Source organism: Pseudomonas sp. RT4P38 (assembly GCF_054897765.1).
Genome location: NZ_CM142703.1, coordinates 1,740,208 through 1,759,547 on the forward strand (window position 1 = coordinate 1,740,208; position 19,340 = coordinate 1,759,547).

General features: G+C 60.7%; 14 protein-coding genes and 2 pseudogenes. 6 read left to right on the forward strand and 10 right to left on the reverse strand.

Annotated elements, in window-relative coordinates:
- Positions 1-88: 88 nt before the first annotated feature.
- The 10 genes and pseudogenes from ACYZT7_RS07990 to gap form a co-directional block, all read right to left on the reverse strand.
- Positions 89-1,420 (reverse strand): CoA transferase, encoded by a 1,332-nt coding sequence (locus ACYZT7_RS07990; protein ID WP_462040609.1) that lies wholly within the window; start codon positions 1,418-1,420, stop codon positions 89-91.
- A 38-nt stretch (positions 1,421-1,458) separates the two neighbouring features.
- Positions 1,459-1,983: pseudogene (locus ACYZT7_RS07995) on the reverse strand (methyl-accepting chemotaxis protein); the annotation flags it as partial.
- Between the two features lie 333 nt (positions 1,984-2,316).
- A pseudogene (locus ACYZT7_RS08000) lies at positions 2,317-3,597 on the reverse strand (methyl-accepting chemotaxis protein); the annotation flags it as partial.
- A gap of 178 nt (positions 3,598-3,775) precedes the next feature.
- On the reverse strand, positions 3,776-4,171 hold the full coding sequence (locus tag ACYZT7_RS08005) for a YbaN family protein (protein ID WP_462040610.1): 396 nt from the start codon (positions 4,169-4,171) through the stop codon (positions 3,776-3,778).
- 159 nt (positions 4,172-4,330) lie between these two features.
- Positions 4,331-4,948, reverse strand: coding sequence for a biliverdin-producing heme oxygenase (locus tag ACYZT7_RS08010; protein WP_462040611.1), 618 nt, complete (start codon positions 4,946-4,948; stop codon positions 4,331-4,333).
- A gap of 114 nt (positions 4,949-5,062) precedes the next feature.
- Complete coding sequence (locus ACYZT7_RS08015) at positions 5,063-7,627, reverse strand: TonB-dependent receptor (RefSeq protein ID WP_462040612.1); 2,565 nt, start codon at positions 7,625-7,627, stop codon at positions 5,063-5,065.
- Positions 7,628-7,749: 122 nt separating this feature from the next.
- Positions 7,750-8,661 (reverse strand): FecR family protein, encoded by a 912-nt coding sequence (locus ACYZT7_RS08020; protein ID WP_462040613.1) that lies wholly within the window; start codon positions 8,659-8,661, stop codon positions 7,750-7,752.
- Between the two features lie 196 nt (positions 8,662-8,857).
- Complete coding sequence (locus ACYZT7_RS08025) at positions 8,858-9,376, reverse strand: RNA polymerase sigma factor (protein ID WP_462040614.1); 519 nt, start codon at positions 9,374-9,376, stop codon at positions 8,858-8,860.
- 90 nt (positions 9,377-9,466) lie between these two features.
- Positions 9,467-9,931, reverse strand: a complete 465-nt coding sequence (locus ACYZT7_RS08030; RefSeq protein ID WP_462040615.1) for a methylglyoxal synthase — start codon at positions 9,929-9,931, stop codon at positions 9,467-9,469.
- Positions 9,932-9,956: 25 nt separating this feature from the next.
- Positions 9,957-10,958: a type I glyceraldehyde-3-phosphate dehydrogenase gene (gap, locus tag ACYZT7_RS08035; RefSeq protein WP_462040616.1), complete on the reverse strand. Its 1,002-nt coding sequence runs from the start codon at positions 10,956-10,958 to the stop codon at positions 9,957-9,959.
- Positions 10,959-11,178: 220 nt separating this feature from the next.
- Here gap and edd point away from each other — a divergent pair, with 220 nt between their 5' ends.
- The 6 genes from edd (at position 11,179) to ACYZT7_RS08065 (ending at position 19,224) form a co-directional block, all read left to right on the forward strand.
- On the forward strand, positions 11,179-13,005 hold the full coding sequence (gene edd / locus ACYZT7_RS08040) for a phosphogluconate dehydratase (protein ID WP_462040617.1): 1,827 nt from the start codon (positions 11,179-11,181) through the stop codon (positions 13,003-13,005).
- Positions 13,002-13,952: a glucokinase gene (locus tag ACYZT7_RS08045; protein WP_462040618.1), complete on the forward strand. Its 951-nt coding sequence runs from the start codon at positions 13,002-13,004 to the stop codon at positions 13,950-13,952. Before edd ends, ACYZT7_RS08045 begins: the two co-directional genes overlap by 4 nt.
- Before the next feature lie 176 nt (positions 13,953-14,128).
- Positions 14,129-14,860: a response regulator gene (locus ACYZT7_RS08050; protein ID WP_008155851.1), complete on the forward strand. Its 732-nt coding sequence runs from the start codon at positions 14,129-14,131 to the stop codon at positions 14,858-14,860.
- On the forward strand, positions 14,850-16,319 hold the full coding sequence (locus tag ACYZT7_RS08055; RefSeq protein ID WP_462040619.1) for an ATP-binding protein: 1,470 nt from the start codon (positions 14,850-14,852) through the stop codon (positions 16,317-16,319). The genes ACYZT7_RS08050 and ACYZT7_RS08055 overlap by 11 nt, the downstream gene beginning before the upstream one ends.
- A gap of 220 nt (positions 16,320-16,539) precedes the next feature.
- Positions 16,540-17,799 (forward strand): D-mannose isomerase, encoded by a 1,260-nt coding sequence (locus ACYZT7_RS08060; RefSeq protein ID WP_462040620.1) that lies wholly within the window; start codon positions 16,540-16,542, stop codon positions 17,797-17,799.
- Positions 17,800-17,916: 117 nt separating this feature from the next.
- On the forward strand, positions 17,917-19,224 hold the full coding sequence (locus tag ACYZT7_RS08065) for an ABC transporter substrate-binding protein (protein ID WP_462040621.1): 1,308 nt from the start codon (positions 17,917-17,919) through the stop codon (positions 19,222-19,224).
- Positions 19,225-19,340 lie beyond the last annotated feature (116 nt).

Here is a 19,340-nt window from a genome sequence, read left to right on the forward strand (position 1 = left end):
CAGTTTGATCGCAGTCGTCCGGGAAAACTCCGTCACCTGTGGGAGCGAGCTTGGTCCGGGCGGCGTTCCGACGATAGCAATCCGGCAGTCACCACCACTGCGCGCGATGTGAACCTAATTCTCCAGCAGCAAGTGCCCACTGCAACGGTGTCCCCGTTATTTTCAATGGCACATGAAGTCGATGCGCCGGTCCCCAGGGCGTCTGCTCAACCAACAGCCCTTGATCGCTGTCATCTTCTGCCCGCAACGGCTCATCCGTCCCCGCGCCGTTTTCAATCAGCAACTTCGCCGTACGCGCCAACGACAACCGCGCCGATCCACTACGCCCCAACAATCGAATCGCACTGGCCGCCATCAAATACCCGGTAGCGTGATCGAGCGCTTGCAATGGCAATGGCGTCGGCTTGTTCGCGTGTTTCCACTGCATGCCAGTGTCGGCGATCCCGCTGCTCATTTGTACCAGGCTGTCGAAACCGCGGCGGTTCTGCCACGGGCCGCTCCAGCCGTAGGCATTGAGGCTGACATCGATCAGGCCGGGCGCCAGTTTCTGGCGTTCGGCGACGCCGTAACCCAGGCGTTCCAGTGCATCCGCGCGGTAGCCGTGAAGCAGAATGTCAGCGTCCTTGAGCAGGCTTTCGAACACCGCGCGATCAGTCTTGTCGTGCAGGTCCAGGCGCGCGCAGCGTTTGCCCAGGGTGACTTCCGGCACCACGCCCGGTTCGTTCCAGGTCGGTGGGTCGATACGCAAAACGTCGGCACCGAGGCCTGCCAGAAAGCGGCTGGCAATCGGGCCGGCGAGCACTCGGGTTAAATCCAGGACCTTGATCCCGGCCAGCGGTTGCGCCACCGAGCCTTGCCACGGTTTCGCGTTCTGGCGGCTGTTGTCCGCAAACTGAATCAGCGGCTCGGTGTTCACGGCCTGGCCTTGGGGATGCGCCTGCCATTGCGTCCAGGTGTGCATCTCGGCGGCGCAGCCACCGGCATCGACCACGACCTGCTCCAGATCACGTTTGGCCCATTGAGCAACCTTGCTCGCCATCGCTGCACGGTCGGCACAGGCGCCGAGCACTTTTTCGGCAGCGGCGCGGTGATGGGGCGCGTTGGTGTGCAGGCGGACCCAGCCATCCTTTGTGGCGTAGTCACCGGCGACCGGGTCCCAGAGCGGCGGGACGCTCCAGCCTATCGGGCGGATCGAAGTGGCGAACCAGAAGGAGGCCAGGCGGCGGTCGACCTCAAGGGTGGGCAAGCGACCGGTTTGTTGCTGGAGCCATTCGCTGACAGCCTGGCCGGCAGCGGCAATGCTGGCGCACGCCAGGTCGGTGACGGCAAACGCCGAGGGCAGGGCGCCGCTCGAGGTGAGCTTGACCTGCGTATGAGGCAAGCCGAGTGCGGCTTGAATGGACGTGAGTAAACCAGTCATCGAAGGCCCTCCGGGAGAGGGCCTGATGATAGATCAAATTACACCCGGAACTGATCCATCAATTTCATCTGATGGGTGGTCAAAGAGTTGAGCTGGCTGCTGATCTGCGCTGACTCGGTGGCCTGCCCGGTCAAGGTTTCGGTGACGGTGCGGATCGCCGAGACGTTGCGGTTGACCTCTTCGGCCACGGCGCTTTGCTGTTCGGCGGCGCTGGCGATTTGCAGGTTCATGTCGCTGATGACCGTCACTGCGTCGCTGATTTTGCTCAAGGCCTGAACCGCCTGCTGAATCTGTCCGGCGTTGCTGTGGGCCTGGGTCTGGCTCGAATGCATGGTGGCCACCACGCCGCGAGTGCCGGTCTGGATGCGTTCGATCACGATGCGAATTTCTTCCACCGAGTCCTGTGTGCGTTTGGCCAGGTTGCGCACCTCATCGGCGACCACCGCGAACCCGCGACCGCTCTCGCCGGCACGGGCTGCTTCAATCGCCGCGTTGAGCGCCAGCAGGTTGGTTTGTTCGGCGATGCTGCGGATCACTTCCAGCACCGAGCCGATCTGCTCGCTGTTGACCGCCAGCGCTTCGACTTCGGTCACCGCTTTGCTGACTTCGTCGGCCAGCAGGTTGATGTCGCGGGTGCTGCGTTCGATGATCGACATGCCGTCGCGGGCTGATTGATCAGCACCTTTGGCCGCGTTCGCCGCGTTCGAGGCACTGTTGGCGACGTCGTGGGCGGTGGCGCTCATTTCGTTGGACGCGGTGGCGACCTGGTCGATTTCGCGGAACTGTACCTGCATGCCCTCGCTGGTCTGGCGAGCGATTTCCGAGGACTGGTCGGCCGTGCCGCGCGCATCGGTGATGCTTTGTTTGATCTGCGCGATAGTCGGTTGCAGCTTGTCGAGGAAACGGTTGAACCAGCTCACCAGTTCGCCCAGTTCGTCTTTCTTGCTGTAGTGCAGACGTTGAGTCAGGTCGCCGTCGCCGCTGGCAATCGCCTTGAGCATCTCGGCCACGCTATTGATCGGCCGAGTCACGCCGGACGCCGTGAGCCAGATCAGCAACAGTCCGACCAGGCCGGCAATCACCGCCACCAACACCGCTTTGAGGGTGCCGCTTTGCTGGGCGTCATCGAGTACGGCTTGCAACTTTACCGAGTCGGCCAGCAGCACTTGTTTCGGCAGGTCGATCACCACGCCCCAGGCTTTGGACTCGGCAATCGGACTGACCGGGTACACCGCGCGAATCAGGTCGCCCTGTTCGAGGATCTTCGGCGTGCCAGCGCTGAGCAGTTGCAGGACGTCCTTGCCGTCCGCGCCCAAGGTGTCACCGATGCTTTTGCCGACCTTGCTCGCGTCGACACTGTAACCGGCGAGCACGCCGCTGCCGGAGACGATCAGCATGTGCCCGGCGCTGTTGAACAGATCACGTTGGGAGTCGACAGCCGCCGCTTGCAGCGCGTCGAGGGCAATGTCCACACCGACCACGCCGATGGATTTGCCATCCACCAACAGCGGTACGGAAATGGTGGTCATCAGCATTTCCTTACCGCCGACGGTATCGGCATAGGGGTCGAGCAGGCAGGTACGCTTGCTGTCGCGAGGGCAGGTGTACCAGCTGTTGTAGGGTGTACCGCTGAGGCTCAAGGTGGTTTTGGTCATGTCGTCTTCGACCATGATCGTGTTGATCCCGGCACCGCCGGCACGGCTCCAGTAGCTGGCGAAACGACCGGCTTCGTTGGACTGGCGAGCCGCATCGTTGGCGAACTCGCTGTCCTTGCCGTCCAGCCCGTTGGGCTCGAACGCCAGCCAGATCCCCAGCACTTTGCTGTTGCGCTCGAAGGCGGTTTTCAGGCTCTGGTTCAACTCTTCGCGCAGGGCGCCAGCTTCAAGGGAGCGCTTGCTCGCCAGGGTGCGCATGTCCTTGATCTGATCGGCCAGGGCGGTCACCACCAGCAGACTTTCGCCGAAGGTCTTCTGCACCCGCACCGCTTGCTCGGCGGCCTTGGCATGGAGCAGGTTCTGCACACTGGCGGTGAGCATCTTGCTGCTGGAGGCGCTGACCAGTTCATCGTTCTGATCGGTCTGGTAGATGTTCATGCCGACGATCAAGACGACCACGCCAAGCAGGCACAGACCGGACAGCAGGACAATTTTCAGGCGGATGGAGACAGAGTCGAACATAGGACGAACTCGCGAATGGATGAGGTATTGGCTGTGAGTCGGGATCGACCCGGTTCGCCAAGTCCATTCAGCGCCATTTCATGCACATCGGCGGGGGCGCAGGTTGCATGAGCGCAAAGCCGACGAACGGTAGTAGGTGAACGTTTGCGCAGGAAAATGCCCTGAAAAGGACAGAAATTCAGGAGATTGTCGGCAGCGATTCTGGCCGTGACCAGATCCACACATTACCCAGGCTCATGCTGGCGATGGCCAGGTAAATCGGCCAGCCATGATCGAGCATCACCAGCATCAACCCGGCGCACAGCAGCATGCTGACGGTGGCGCTGACCTTGGCTCGACGGGCGATAATTTTGCCGTTGCGCCAGTTGCACAGGATCGGTCCGAACAGCCGGTGGTTTTCCAGCCAGGCACTCAGGCGCGGTGAACTTTTGGTCGCGGCCCAAGCAGCCAGCAGGATGAACTCGGTGGTCGGCAGGCCGGGTACGACGATGGCGATCAGGCCGATGCCCAGGCTGACGTAGGCCAGGAGACCGAAGAGGATTCGGGCGAGTTTTGATGATGTTGGTTGAGGCATTGGCTCAGTCGGCAAGAACCCTGTGGGAGCGAGCTTTGTGGCGAGGGGATTTATCCCCGTTGGACTGCGCAGCAGTCCCCTTTTTTAGGGCCGCTTCGCGACCCAACGGGGATAAATCCCCTCGCCACAAAGCTCGCTCCCACAGGGGAATGCGTACAGTCAGGCGAGTTCTGGGGTGGTGGTGTAAGCCTGTTCCAGCAACACGGTAAAGCGGTTGAACGCGTCGATAGCGCCTTTATCCAACTCGGCTTCTTCTTGTGCGCTGAGTTCCAGCCCGTCGAGGGTTTTGACGAAGCTTTTCCAGCCTTCAGCGCGGCCACCGGCCGGTTCCGCGAGGTGACGAGCGCCGAAGGTTTCGCTCAACCCCAGGCCCACGGCACGCTTGATCAGGAACGCCGCGCCGAGTTTCGAGCCTTCAGACACGAAGAGCCAACCCAGGGCCTCGGCTTTGGCTGGATTCTTCACGGCGCTTGCGACGGGCTCCGGAACTTGAGTGTCCAGGTCAGCCAGGTCAGCCAGGTCAGCCTTGGCCGCTTCCGCACGGCAGCGTGCCGGCAGGTCCGCAACGATGGACGTCAGCTCGGCATCGTTGTACAGCGACACCAGTTCCGACTGAAACAAATACTGAGCAACTACGAAACGCGCGAAGTTGGCCTGGGTTTCAAACGGTGCGTGCGCTTTGACCAGCGCATCGAGTTGGGTGTGAGGTTCATGGGTGATCTGGTTCAAGCGTTGCGAACGCAGAGTCGGGCGTTGAGCAGTGTCCTGAGTGGTCATGAGAAGTCCTTGAGAAAAAGAGGCGCTTGGTAACGAGACGAATGACCGGGCGCCGGACAGTAAAAAAACCTCCCGGCGCTGCTTCTATTCCGCGGCGCCGGGAGGTGAATCAGGTCAGATATCCCAGACCAGATTGACCGCGAAGTTACGACCCGGTTGAGTCAGGCGATCGAGGTTGGCCGGTTGAGTCACCGAGGCTTCACCGACGCTGTCGTAACCGCGCACGTCGTCCCACTGCCAATACTTTTTGTTGGTCAGGTTGTAGAGGCCGGCGTTGACGGTTACATCGTTGGTCACCTTGTAGAAACCGGCCAGGTCGAGCACGCCATAGCCCGGGGTCTTGAACTGGGTGCTGGTGCCGTCCGGAGTTTTGAAGCTGGTGCTGTCGACGCGGGTCTTGCGTTTAACCAGTGTCCAGCTCAGCAGGGCACCGTAGTTGTCCTGGTCATAACCCAGACCGAACACGCCGGTCAGCGGGTTGATACTGTTCAGCGGCTCGCCGCTGTCATCGTTGCGGCCATAGAGGTAAGACACCGAACCTTGGGTGTAGAGACCGTTTGGCGCACCGAAATTATCCAGGTTCAGGCGACCCTTGAGCTCCAGACCCTTGATGGTGGCGTGCTTGATGTTGTTGCTCTGGAACGTGGTCTCGGTGTAGCCGGGAGTGATGGCGTTCTCGTCGATGAAGTCGCGGTATTTGTTGTAGAACACCGCCATATCGAAAGTGCCCGCCTCAAACTGGCCGCGCAAACCGGTTTCATAACTTTTGCTCTTTTCCGGCTCCAGGTCGGGATTAGGCGCGACCTGATAGCCGCCGGCCAGGTTTTCGAAGCGACCATACAGGGCCTTGGCGGTCGGAGTACGGAAGCCTTCGGCGTACTGGCCATACCAGGTGTAGTTGTCGTTGAAGCTGTAGGTGGTGCCGAATTTTGGCGACAGACGATGCCAGGTTTTGGTGTCGTCGTTCACCGCGCCGTTGCCGCTCTGATCGGCGGTGACCAGGAACTCGTCTGTGATGTGTGGCTTGAGCTGGGTGTAGTCGTAGCGTGCGCCGGGCAGGAAAGTCCAGTTGCCCCAGCTGATTTGATCCTGAGCGAACACGCTGTAGCTGTTGATGGTCGGGTCCGGGAAGTCGCTGGCGGGTTTCAGGGTGTCGGCAGCGCTGGCGGCTCCGATGACCCGGCACGCGCCGGCCACTGTCAGGCAGGTGCCGCTACCGGTGCGCAGACCGGTGACTTTGTCCTGTTTGAGGGTGGTGCCATAGGTGACACGGTGATCGGTGTCGGCGATGGCAAACGACTTGTCAGCCTGGGCATCGAACACCCATTGGCGATCCTTGTAGGTGGTATCGCGGTTGCGCAGCACGGTGCGCGACGGCGCGTAGATTTCTTCGGTGCGCTGGTCGGTCTTGGCGATCTGGTAGTTCAGCGTCCATTTGATGTTGTCAGCCAGGACACTGTCCAGGCCGAAGCTGTGTTCCAGACCGAAGCGTTCGCGGGTGACGGTGTCGTTGCCGGTACGGGATTTATAGAAGCCGAAACCGCGTCCTGCGTTGAACGGGCCGCCCACCGCGCTCAGCTGGTGGGTGTCGCGGTCGTCCTTGTAGTGCTCGTAGGTCAGGCCGAAGCGCGCATCGTCGGCGTAGTTCCAGCCCAGCTTGGCCAGCACGTTGGTGGTGCGCACGTCCTCGGGGTTGGCCTCGGTGCGGTTCAGGCCGGTGCCGCCGGTTTCGCCGTAGGACTCTGTTTCATGACCATTGCGCTGACTCAAGTGCAACAGGCCGTCGAAGTCGCCGGTGCGACCGGCCACGGTACCGGAGGTCAACCAGCTATCGTCGGCCGAGCTGTAACCGGTTTTCAGGCGTGCGCCGACATCCTTGCCCGGCTTGATGATGTCGTCCGGGTCCAGGGTGTAGTAGCTGACCGCGCCGCCGATGGCATTGCTGCCGTAAAGCACCGACGCCGGGCCGCGCAGGATCTCGACGCGCTTGACGATCTCGGGATCGACGTAGTTGCGGTTGGTCTGGGCGTACGGGCCGTTGAAGAAGCTGTCGGGCACCTGCACACCGTCGACCTGGGTCAGTACGCGGTCGCCGTCAATGCCGCGGATGTTGTAGCCAGTGAGACCGGCGCGTTGACCGGCGCCGCCCACCGAAACACCCGGCTCGTAGCGCACCAGATCCTTGATGTTATTCACATTGTTACGGTCCAGCGCTTCGCGGGTCTGGACGGTGACGGTGCTCGGCACGCTGTTCACGTCCTGTTCCTGACGGGTGGCGCTGATGGTCACCTGTTCCAGGTTGAGCGCGCCGCTGTTGCTGCGCTTCTCCAGCACGATGTTGTTGTTGCCCAGTTTGCGATAGCTCAGGTTGGTCCCCACCAACAGGCGATCGAGGGCTTTCTCTGGCTGCAGCGAACCCCGTACGCCCGGCGAGGCCACGCCTTCAGCCAGTTCTGCCGACAAGCCGACCTGCCAACCGGTCACGGTGGTAAAGGCATTGAGTGCCGAGACCAACGACTGCTGATGGATGGCGAACGCGTAATCGCCCATGTTGCGGGTCGGTTGCTCTGCAGCGGTGGCGGCCATCAGCGGCGCGCTGCCTGCCATCAGGATGGCGGCGGTCAGCAGCGACAGCACGCGAGAAGGTGAAGAAGGTTGGCGGGTAAGGCGAGAGGACATCGATAGCGCTCCGTGTCGCACGAATCTTTATAGGTTCTGATTGGCATCTGAAGATGCGAATCAATTGCATTAGCTATAACGAGACGTATGGGGTTTGGCTATCGAGTAAAAATAATTCTCATTTAGTTCAAAATCACCAGCGCCGGGAATTCCTGGAGTCGCGCCGAGGTGATGTGGGCCAGCGAACGGACCACGTCCAACGGCTGGTCGAGTCGGTAATTGCCGGTGACAGCGATGTCGGCCAACTGCTCGTTGTTGTTGATGATGATCCAGCCTGGATAGTAACGACGCAGCTCCGCCAGTACCTGGCTCAGCGGACAGTTTTCGAACACCAGTCGACCCTGGACCCACGCCAGATCGGTCGCGGCATCGAGCTTGGCGGGGCGATCGAAACCGTTGGGGCCGATACGGATGCTTTCTCCGGCGGACAATCGAATTCGCGCGTCGTCGCGGGTCGCTCGCAAGTCGACATCCCCACGCTGCACCCGAACCTGTGCCACACCGTCCAGATAACGCACTGCAAATGCGGTGTCCCGAACACTGGCCTTGACCGGCCCGGCGTCGATTTCCAGCGGCTGGCCACGATTGGCCGCCACCTCGAAAAACGCCTCGCCCTGATACAAGCGGGCAATGCGCTGTTGATCGTTGATGGTGCTGGAGAAGGCCGAATTGGTATTGAGCAGGACCTTCGAGCCGTCCTCCAATTGCAGACGTTGACGTTCACCGACCACGGTCAGGTGATCAGCCTGCAGGCGCATGGGCAGATTGCTGAAACTGAACACACCGAGGATCAGCACCGCGGCAGTGGCCAGCGGTTTCCAGTGAGGCCGCAGGCGCGAAAGGACGGTCACTTTCGGCGGGCGGGCGGCCAGGCTTTGCGCACATTGCACGACCTGCGGGCCATCCCAGATCGCCTGAGCCTTGGCGAACGCCTCGGCATGCAACGGATTGGCGGCCAGCCAGTCGTGAAACTGTCGGGTCTGGTCCTCGCTCGGACTGTCCAGCACGATCAGCCAGTCGAGGGCCTGGTCCATCGCACGTGCGGGGTCCCGCGCCGGGGCGGGGGGAGGGGGGGCGGGGGGAGGCACTGGAAGCGTGTCCGTCACGGTGTTTCCTCGGCAGTGTCTTGGCACGGCTGTTTTTTTAATGAAGCTTGAAAGTGGGGCAAGGGTAGCAAAGCCCGATAGTCCATGCAGTTCATCCTCACTCGTAGAGAATAAACCTACAGACTCAGCCTCCGTTTAACCGTTCGGCCACGCCGACGCAGACCGCCATGATCAGTTTCAGCTCCTTTTGCACGGTGCTCAATGACACGCCGAGCTTCTCGGCGATCTCCAGATAGCTGTGCCCGTGCAGACGGCTGAGGATGAAAATCTGCTGCTGACGTGCGCTGAGTTCATTGAGGCTCACGTTCAAGCGCTCGAGCAATTGTTCGGCATGGGCGGCGTCCTCGGCACTGCTGGCAGGGGCGGCGACGCTTTCCACCACGTCCAGCGGCACGTCGTCGAGCATCGTGCGCGACTGAATCCGCCGCGCACGCAAATGGTCCAGTGCCAGGTTGCGGGCGGTCTGGAAAACGAAAGGTTCAAGGTGATCGATGGCCCGCTCACTGAGCGCCCGGGTCACTCGCAGGTAGGTCTCCTGCAGGAGGTCTTCGGCGGTGCTGTGATTGTTGACCATCCGCTCCAATGTGCGCAGCAGAGAGACTCGCTGGGCGATGAAGACGTGATTGAAGCGAGATTGACTCACGGGAGGACCTGATCCATTTCGAGCGAATGATAATGCTTATCATCCGCTCGAATGGTCAAGTATTGATTTGTGAAGCTGATTTGCTAATTGCTAGGCGCGGCCCAATAGATAGGTCGCGTAATCGGGGATCCGGTGTTCGTGCGCCTGCTCCATCATCGGGCTGCTGAGCAGGTAGTCGGCGCTGCATTCGTTGCAGGCGACGGGAATGTTCCAGACCGCCGCGACGCGCAATAACGCCTTGATGTCCGGGTCGTGCGGCTGTGGTTCGAACGGGTCCCAGAAGAACACCAGCATGTCGACCCGCTGCTCGGCGATTCGCGCACCGAGTTGCTGGTCGCCACCCAATGGGCCGCTGATCATGCTCTCCACAGGCAAATCCAGGCGTTGTTGCAACAACAACCCGGTGGTGCCGGTGGCGACCAGTTCATGCTGTGCGAGCCTGTCTTTGTGCCGCTCGGCCCAGTCCAGCAAAAACACCTTGCAGTGGTCATGGGCGACCAAGGCAATACGCTTGCGCGCTGCCAGGGTCTTTTGCGTAAAACTGATACCGATCATCGAATGCTCCTGCAGGTGGCAACGATTATTCGGCGTTGCAAAGCGCCAGGCAGTTATCGAGCATGCGGTTGGAGAAGCCCCATTCGTTGTCGTACCAGGCCAGTACCTTGAGCAGCTTGCCGCTGGACTTGGTGTGGTTGGCGTCAAAGATCGACGACAGCGGGTTGTGGTTGAAGTCGCTGGAGACCAGCGGCAGGGTGTTGTAGCCGAGAATCTTCGAGTGCTGGGCCGCTTCTTTCAGCAGCGCATTCACTTCATCGGCCGACGCTTCGCGTTTGAGCTGAACAGTCAGGTCTACCAGCGACACATTGATCACCGGTACGCGCACCGACATGCCGGTCAGTTTGCCCGCCAGTTCTGGCAGTACCAGGCCCACCGCTTCTGCGGCGCCTGTCTTGCTCGGGATCATGTTCTGGGTGGCCGAACGTGCACGATACGGGTCGACATGATAGACGTCAGTCAGGTGCTGGTCATTGGTGTAGGCGTGGATCGTGGTCATCAAACCGCTTTCGATGCCCAGCTCGCGGTGCAGCACCTGCGCCACCGGGGCCAGGCAGTTGGTGGTGCACGACGCGTTGGAAATAATCTGGTGCGATTGGCGCAGAATGTCGTGGTTAACGCCATACACCACGGTGGCGTCGGCGCCTTTGGCCGGGGCGGAGATGATCACTTTGCGTGCGCCGGCCGTAATATGCGCGGCGGCTTTGGCCCGGTCGGTGAACAAACCGGTGCATTCGAATACGACATCAATCTTTTCCGCGGCCCAGGGCAGTTCGGCCGGGTTACGAATGGCGCTGACAGAAATACGGTCGCCGTTGACGGTCAGGCTTTCCTGGTCGTGCTGAACATCGGCGTCGAACGTGCCGTGAACAGTGTCGTACTTGAGCAGATGAGCGTTGATCGAGCTGTCGCCCAAGTCATTGATGGCAACGATCTGCAGATCCTGACGATAACCTTGGGTATACAGTGCGCGTAGGACGTTACGGCCAATTCGGCCAAAACCATTGATTGCGATTCGAAGAGTCATTTAACAGGGCCGCCGTCGATTTGTTGTTGGAATTACAAGATTATTCGCATAAAAATAGAAAACAAGCCTTTTTAATGGCAATATTTTGTTCAATCTACAACGAGTGACCTGAGTCAACTGGTCCGACCGATCAAGAAAACCGTCTGTCATCCCAATCACTACGGTTCTTGATCAGCATAGACAATCAGGTCGCCACATCCGTTAGCCTGGAGTTCTACACATGCATCCCCGCGTCCTTGAGGTCACCGAACGGCTTATCGCCCGCAGCCGCGCCACGCGTGAGGCTTACCTTGCACTGATTCGTGGTGCTGCCAGCGACGGTCCTATGCGCGGCAAGCTGCAGTGCGCCAACTTCGCCCACGGCGTAGCCGGGTGCGGCACCGACGACAAGAACAGTCTGCGAATGATGAACTCCGCGAACATTGCGATTGTTTCGTCGTATAACGACATGCTCTCGGCGCATCAGCCGTACGAAGTGTTTCCTGAACAGATCAAAAAAGCCCTGCGTGAAATCGGCTCCGTCGGCCAGTTCGCCGGTGGTACCCCGGCCATGTGCGATGGCGTGACCCAAGGCGAGCCGGGCATGGAACTGAGCCTGCCGAGCCGCGAAGTAATTGCGCTGTCCGCCGCCGTGGCGCTGTCCCACAACATGTTCGACGGTGCGCTGATGCTCGGCATCTGCGACAAGATCGTGCCGGGCCTGATGATGGGCGCGCTGCGCTTCGGTCACTTGCCGACGATCTTCGTGCCGGGCGGGCCGATGGTTTCGGGCATTTCCAACAAGCAGAAAGCCGACGTTCGCCAGCGCTACGCCGAGGGCAAGGCCAGCCGCGAAGAGCTGCTGGAGTCGGAGATGAAGTCCTACCACAGCCCAGGTACCTGCACTTTTTACGGCACCGCCAACACCAACCAGTTGCTGATGGAAGTCATGGGCCTGCACTTGCCGGGCGCCTCTTTCGTCAACCCGAACACGCCGTTGCGCGATGCCCTGACCCGCGAAGCGGCGCATCAGGTCACCCGTCTGACCAAGCAAAGCGGCGACTTCATGCCGATTGGCGAAATCGTCGACGAACGTTCGCTGGTCAACTCCATCGTGGCCCTGCACGCCACCGGCGGCTCGACCAACCACACGCTGCACATGCCGGCTATCGCCATGGCGGCGGGCATTCAATTGACCTGGCAGGACATGGCCGACCTCTCCGAGGTGGTGCCGACCCTGAGCCACGTCTATCCGAACGGCAAAGCCGACATCAACCACTTCCAGGCCGCGGGCGGTATGTCGTTCCTGATCCGCGAACTGCTGGAAGCTGGCTTGCTGCACGAAAACGTCAACACGGTTCTGGGCCATGGCCTGAGCCGCTACACCATGGAACCGTTCCTCGAAAATGGCGAACTGGTCTGGCGCGAAGGCCCGATCGAAAGCCTCGACGAAACCATCCTGCGTCCAGTCGCTCGCGCCTTCTCGCCAGAGGGCGGCTTGCGGGTCATGGAAGGCAACCTCGGCCGTGGCGTGATGAAAGTGTCCGCCGTCGCGTTGGAAAACCAGATCGTCGAAGCACCGGCCATGGTGTTCCAGGATCAGCAGGATTTGGCCGATGCGTTCAAGGCCGGTTTGCTGGAGAAGGATTTTGTCGCCGTGATGCGCTTCCAGGGCCCGCGCTCCAACGGCATGCCGGAGCTGCACAAGATGACGCCGTTCCTCGGCGTGCTGCAGGATCGCGGTTTCAAAGTGGCGTTGGTTACCGACGGGCGCATGTCCGGCGCGTCGGGGAAAATCCCGGCGGCGATTCACGTCAGCCCCGAAGCGTATGTGGGCGGCGCTTTGGCGCGCGTCCAAGAGGGCGATATCATCCGCGTCGATGGCGTCAAAGGCACCCTGGAGCTTAAGGTGGACGCCGAAGAATTCGCGGCGCGCGAACCTGCCAAGGGCCTGTTGGGCAACAACATCGGCAGCGGTCGCGAACTGTTTGGTTTCATGCGCATGGCCTTCAGCTCCGCAGAGCAGGGCGCCAGCGCCTTTACTTCTGCCCTGGAGACGCTTAATTGAAACTGGCTTTGGTCGGTGACATCGGTGGGACCAACGCACGTTTCGCGTTGTGGAAAAACCAGCAGCTGGAATCGATTCAGGTGCTGGCGACGGCGGACCACGCCAGCCCGGAAGAGGCTATTGCTCTCTACCTGAGCGGGCTTGGCCTGGAGCCGGGTTTGATCGGTTCGGTGTGCCTGTCGGTGGCCGGCCCCGTCAGCGGCGATGAATTCAAGTTCACCAACAATCACTGGCGACTCAGCCGCAAGGGGTTCTGCAAGACCTTGCAGGTGGATCAACTGTTGCTGGTCAACGACTTCTCGGCCATGGCGCTGGGCATGACCCGTTTGCAGCCGGACGAGTTTCGGGTGGTCTGCGAAGGCACGGCGGAACCGTTGCGGCCGGCGGTGGTGATTGGTCCGGGGACTGGCCTGGGCGTCGGCACGTTGCTGGATCTGGGTGAAGGTCGTTTCGCCGCGTTGCCGGGGGAGGGCGGTCACGTCGATTTGCCGCTGAGCAGTCCGCGGGAGACTCAGTTGTGGCAACACATCTTCAACGAGATCGGCCATGTCAGCGCTGAAACAGCCTTGAGCGGCAGCGGCTTGCCTCGGGTGTACCGGGCGATTTGTGCGGTGGACGGTCATGAGCCGGTGCTGGATTCTCCCGAGTCGATTACCGCTGCCGGTCTGGCCGGTGATCCGATTGCCCTGGAAGTGCTTGAGCAGTTCTGCTGCTGGCTGGGTCGTGTGGCCGGCAACAACGTGCTGACCACGGGCGGACGCGGTGGCGTGTACATCGTGGGTGGGGTGATTCCGCGGTTCGCCGATTTCTTCATCGAAAGCGGCTTTGCCCGGTGCTTTGCTGACAAGGGCTGCATGAGTGATTACTTCAAAGGCATCCCGGTGTGGCTGGTGACGGCGCCGTACTCCGGCCTGGTTGGCGCGGGTGTGGCACTCGACCAGGCCTGAGACCGAGTCGCCTTCATCGCGAGCAAGCTCGCTCCCACAGGATTACTTACATTTTCAGAATGTGTATTTATCCCTTGTGGGAGCGAGCTTGCTCGCGATAAGGCTAGAACAGGCAACAAATATCCAAGGTTCATCAGGCATAATCCGCCCAATTCAAACAACAAGGACGCCGCCCCGTGAGCTCAGTCAACAAGTCGATTTTGTTGGTCGATGACGATCAAGAGATACGCGAGTTGCTGGACACCTACCTGACCCGCGCCGGTTTCCAGGTTCGTACCACGCCCGACGGTGCGGGTTTTCGTCAGGCGATGAACGAGGCACCGAGCGATCTGGTGATCCTCGATGTGATGCTCCCGGACGAAGACGGCTTCAGCCTCTGCCGCTGGATCCGTCAGCATCCGCGTCAGGCGCAGGTACCGATCATCATGCTCACTGCCAGTTCCGACGAGGCCGACCGCGTCATCGGTCTGGAGTTGGGGGCGGACGACTACCTCGGTAAACCGTTCAGCCCACGCGAATTGCAGGCGCGCATCAAAGCCTTGTTGCGTCGCGCGCAGTTCGGGCAGGAGCGTTCCGGCAGTGAAGTGCTGGCCTTCGATGACTGGCGCCTGGACATGGTCAGTCACCGACTGTTCCACATCGACGGCGAAGAAGTGATTCTCTCCGGCGCCGATTTCGCGCTGCTGAAACTGTTCCTCGATCACCCCCAGGAAATTCTCGACCGCGACACCATCGGCAACGCCACCCGTGGTCGTGATTTGATGCCACTGGATCGCATCGTCGACATGGCCGTCAGCCGTTTGCGCCAGCGCCTGCGCGACACCGAAAAACCGCCGCGGCTGATCCGTACCGTGCGCGGCAGCGGCTACCAACTGGCCGCCAATGTGGTTGCCAGCAATGGCCACTGAGTTTTTCCGCAAAGTCGCCGCACGAATCCCCATGCCGCGCTCGCTGCTTGGGCGGATGCTGTTGCTGACGCTGTTGGCGGTGTTGTTCGCCCAGACGCTGTCGAGCGTGATCTGGGTCTCGCAACTGCGCGCCACCCAGCTTGAAGGCCTGGTCACCAGCGCCCGTAGCCTCGCTCATTCGATGACGGCGAGCGTCAGTTACTTCCGCTCTCTGCCGGTCGCGTTTCGGCCATTGGTACTCGACCAGTTGCGTAGCATGGGCGGCACCCGTTTTGTGGTGACGCTCAACGACAAACCCTTGGGCATGGAAGTGCTGCCGATCACCCCGCGCAAAGAAGCCGTGCTCAAAGCGGTGGACGAAGTGCTGCGCCAGTCCCTGGGCCAGGACACGGATATCTCGGTGACGTTCGTCAGCCCCGAAGACCTGCGGATCTTCAACGGCGGCCTGAAACTCGATGAATTGCCGCGCTCCTGGGCGCATTACGCGCTGACCCTGGAACCGGTGAATCCACCGGTATTGGTCACACAAATCCAGATGGCACCGGGCGAGTGGCTGTACATCGCCTCGCTGTTGCCCGAGCCCTACACCAGTCTTGAAGAACAAGGCCTGCCGGCGCAGCAAGTCTGGTTCATCGTGCTCACCAGCAGCTTCTTGCTGTTGTTCATCGGTCTGCTGGTGCACTGGCAGAGCCGTCCGCTCAAGCGTTTGGCGCGGGCTGCCCGGGACATGTCCCTCGGTGCGGAAGTCGAGCCCGTGGCGGAGGGCGGCGGCAGTGAAGTGGTCGAAGTGGGTCGCGCCTTCAATGCGATGCGCGAGCGCATCAGCCGCTACCTGACCGAGCGCAGCCAGTTGTTCAGCGCGATTTCCCATGACTTGCGCACGCCGATTACCCGGTTGCGGCTGCGGGTTGAATTGCTCGAAGACGAAAAACTGCAAGCCAAGTTTGGCCGTGATCTGGATGAGCTGGAGCTGCTGGTCAAAGGCGCGCTGCAATGCGTGAAAGACACTGACATCCACGAAAACATCGAGCCGGTGGACCTCAATCACGTGCTTGATTGTCTGGTGGAACCGTATCTGGCGCCCAACGGCAATGGTCGCGTCACTCAGCAAGGGCGTGCGCTGGCGGCGTATCCGGGGAAGCCGCTGGCGCTCAAGCGTTGCATCGGCAACCTGATCGACAACGCCTTGAAGTATGGGCAGAAAGCGCATCTGCACATTGATGACGACCAGAGTGCGTTCATCCTGCATGTGGACGATGAGGGGCCTGGGGTGCCGGAACAGCGGATGGAGCAGGTGTTCGAACCGCACTTTCGCCTGGCTGGGCAGCAGCAGGGTTATGGGTTGGGGTTGGGGATTGCGCGCAATATTGCGCATAGCCATGGGGGGGAGGTCAGCCTGCAAAACCTGCGTGAAGGCGGGTTAAGGGTGACGTTGCAGTTACCGCGCAGTGTCGACTAGTTAGACTGCGTCGCGCCCATCGCGAGCTCGCTCCCACAGGGCTTTTGCGTCGTACAGAAATCCAATGTGGGAGCGAGCTTGCTCGCGATGGCGCCAGTAGATTCACCGCAACTCTCGGGGAGTGTCACAGAGCGGTGACATAACTCGCCCCCTTCGTTACAAGCCCGCCATCGCCCGTTGTTTAGACTGCCCCCAGTCATAACAACAAAAAAGGTACCCCATGGACACCTTCCAACCTGCTTTCAGCAGTTGGCTGAACGCACCTGCCCATCAACAATGGCTCGCCGCCGAAGGCCTGCGCCTGCTGGCGTTTGCCAAGGCTTCAACGCTTCCCGAAGGCTTCGGCAATCTCGATGAAAAGGGCCACCTCCCGGCCAACGCTCAAGCCGAAACCATGAACACCGCCCGCATGACCCACAGCTTCGCCATGGCCCATATTCAGGGCTTGCCGGGTTTCGCCGAGCGGGTGGATCACGGTGTCAAAGCCCTCAGCGGCCCATTGCGCGATGCCGAGCACGGTGGCTGGTTCGCCGCTGCACATCATCGCGACGGCAACACCGGTAAAGCTGCTTACCTGCATGCCTTCGTAGCCTTGGCCGCCAGTTCCGCTGTGGTCGCCCAACGTCCCGGCGCGCAAGCTTTGCTCGATGACGCGATCAACGTCATCGACACGCATTTCTGGAGCGAGGAGGAAGGCGCGATGCGCGAATCCTTCAACCGCGACTTCAGCTGCGAGGAGGCCTATCGCGGCGCCAACAGCAACATGCACGCCACCGAAGCCTTCCTTGCGCTGGCGGATGTTACCGACGACAACCGCTGGCTGGTCCGCGCCCAGCGCATCGTTGAGCGGGTGATCCACGGTCACGCCGCCGCCAACGACTACCTGGTGGTCGAGCATTTCGACCGCGACTGGCAGCCGCTTCGCGACTACAACCACGACAACCCGGCTGATGGTTTTCGCCCCTACGGCACCACGCCGGGCCACGGTTTCGAATGGGCGCGGCTGTTGCTGCATCTCGAAGCGGCGCGGGTGCAGGCCGGGATGCTCACGCCAGGCTGGCTGGCCACCGACGCGCAAAAACTCTTCGACCACAACTGCCGCCACGGCTGGAACGTCGACGGGGCGCCTGGGATTGTCTACACCCTCGACTGGGACAATTGCGCCGTGGTCCGCCATCGCTTGCACTGGACTCATTGCGAAGCCAGCGCCGCCGCCAGTGCGCTGCTTAAACGCACAGGCGATGCGCAATACGAAAGCTGGTACCGACTATTTTGGGAATTCTGCGACAACCATTTCATCGACCGTGAAAGCGGTAGCTGGCACCACGAACTCGATCCGCAGAATCGCCCGAGCGCCGATATCTGGGCCGGTAAGCCTGATCTCTATCACGCCTGGCAAGCCGTATTGATCCCGCGACTGCCTCTGGCACCCAGTATGGCGACTGCCCTGGCACAGTTATCCCAGAGCGCTCCTGTGTAACCATGCGGTGACATTCGAACGTCCCTTCGTTACCTGCGAAGGGACAACTCCTGTTTAAAATCCTATGTAGCGCAAGCACCAGACTTGCATGCATAACAACAAGAAAGGTACTACTAGATGAACGCGATTTCTCGCCTCGCTACTGTCATTTCTCTCGCCTCACTGCTTCCTCTGTCTGCATTCCCTCTCAGTGCGCTTGCCGCCGATTCCAAAGGTTCGGTGGAAGTCGTTCACTGGTGGACTTCTGGTGGTGAAAAGGCCGCGGTCGATGTTTTGAAGGCCCAAGTCGAAAAAGACGGCTTTACCTGGAAGGACGGCGCAGTCGCCGGTGGCGGCGGTTCCACTGCCATGACCGTACTCAAAAGCCGCGCCGTCGCCGGTAACCCGCCGGGCGTTGCACAGATCAAAGGTCCGGACATCCAGGAGTGGGGCAGCACTGGCCTGCTCAGCACCGATACCCTGAAAGACGTTGCCAAGTCTGAAGGCTGGGATGGCCTGCTGTCGAAGAAAGTCTCCGACACCGTCAAGTACGAAGGTGACTACGTCGCCGTACCGGTGAACATTCACCGCGTCAACTGGCTGTGGATCAACCCGGAAGTCTTCAAGAAAGCCGGGATCGAAAAAGCCCCTACTACCCTCGAAGAATTCTATGCCGCCGGCGACAAGCTCAAAGCCGCCGGCTTCATCGCGCTTGCCCACGGTGGCCAGCCTTGGCAGGACAGCACCGTGTTTGAAGACGTGGTGCTCTCGGTCATGGGCGCTGACGGTTACAAGAAGGCCCTGGTAGACCTGGATCAGAAAACCCTCTCCGGTGCCGAGATGACCAAGTCGTTCACCGAGCTGAAAAAACTCACTGGCTACATGGACCCGAACCGCGCCGGTCGTGACTGGAACATCGCGGCCGCCGACGTCATCAACGGCAAGGCCGGTATGCAGATGATGGGCGACTGGGCCAAGAGCGAATGGACCGCTGCCAAGAAAGTATCGGGCAAGGACTACCAGTGCGTGCCGTTCCCGGGTACTGAAAAAGCCTTCACCTACAACATCGACTCGATGGCTGTGTTCAAGCTCAAAGCCGATCGCAAAGGTGACATCGCCGCTCAGCAAGACCTGGCCAAGGTCGCGCTGGGTAAAGACTTCCAGAAAATCTTCAGCATCAACAAAGGCTCGATCCCGGTGCGTACCGACATGCTTAACGACATGAGCGGTCTGGGCTTCGATTCCTGCGCTCAAACGGCGGCCAAGGATTTCCTGGCTGACGAGAAGACTGGCGGCCTGCAACCGAGCATGGCGCACAACATGGCCACTTCCCTGGCCGTACAGGGCGCGATCTTCGATGTGGTGACCAACTTCATGAACGACAAGGATGCTGACCCGGCCAAGGCCAGCGCCCAACTGGCATCGGCCGTCAAAGCCGCCCAGTAATCCCTGCGGCATTTACCTGAGTGAGTTCCCCCTGTGGGAGCGAGCTTGCTCGCGATAGCTGGCTGACATTCAAAAGAGATGTCGACTGTTACACCGCTATCGCGAGCAAGCTCGCT

Bases quoted from the DNA above. Each gene is read 5' to 3' on its own strand.
- ACYZT7_RS07990 (WP_462040609.1), bottom strand. From the start codon at position 1,420: ATGACTGGTTTACTCACGTCCATTCAAGCCGCACTCGGCTTGCCTCAT.
- ACYZT7_RS08005 (WP_462040610.1), bottom strand. From the start codon at position 4,171: ATGCCTCAACCAACATCATCAAAACTCGCCCGAATCCTCTTCGGTCTC.
- ACYZT7_RS08010 (WP_462040611.1), bottom strand. From the start codon at position 4,948: ATGACCACTCAGGACACTGCTCAACGCCCGACTCTGCGTTCGCAACGC.
- ACYZT7_RS08015 (WP_462040612.1), bottom strand. From the start codon at position 7,627: ATGTCCTCTCGCCTTACCCGCCAACCTTCTTCACCTTCTCGCGTGCTG.
- ACYZT7_RS08020 (WP_462040613.1), bottom strand. From the start codon at position 8,661: ATGGACCAGGCCCTCGACTGGCTGATCGTGCTGGACAGTCCGAGCGAG.
- ACYZT7_RS08030 (WP_462040615.1), bottom strand. From the start codon at position 9,931: ATGATCGGTATCAGTTTTACGCAAAAGACCCTGGCAGCGCGCAAGCGT.
- gap (WP_462040616.1), bottom strand. From the start codon at position 10,958: ATGACTCTTCGAATCGCAATCAATGGTTTTGGCCGAATTGGCCGTAAC.
- edd (WP_462040617.1), top strand. From the start codon at position 11,179: ATGCATCCCCGCGTCCTTGAGGTCACCGAACGGCTTATCGCCCGCAGC.
- ACYZT7_RS08055 (WP_462040619.1), top strand. From the start codon at position 14,850: ATGGCCACTGAGTTTTTCCGCAAAGTCGCCGCACGAATCCCCATGCCG.
- ACYZT7_RS08060 (WP_462040620.1), top strand. From the start codon at position 16,540: ATGGACACCTTCCAACCTGCTTTCAGCAGTTGGCTGAACGCACCTGCC.
- ACYZT7_RS08065 (WP_462040621.1), top strand. From the start codon at position 17,917: ATGAACGCGATTTCTCGCCTCGCTACTGTCATTTCTCTCGCCTCACTG.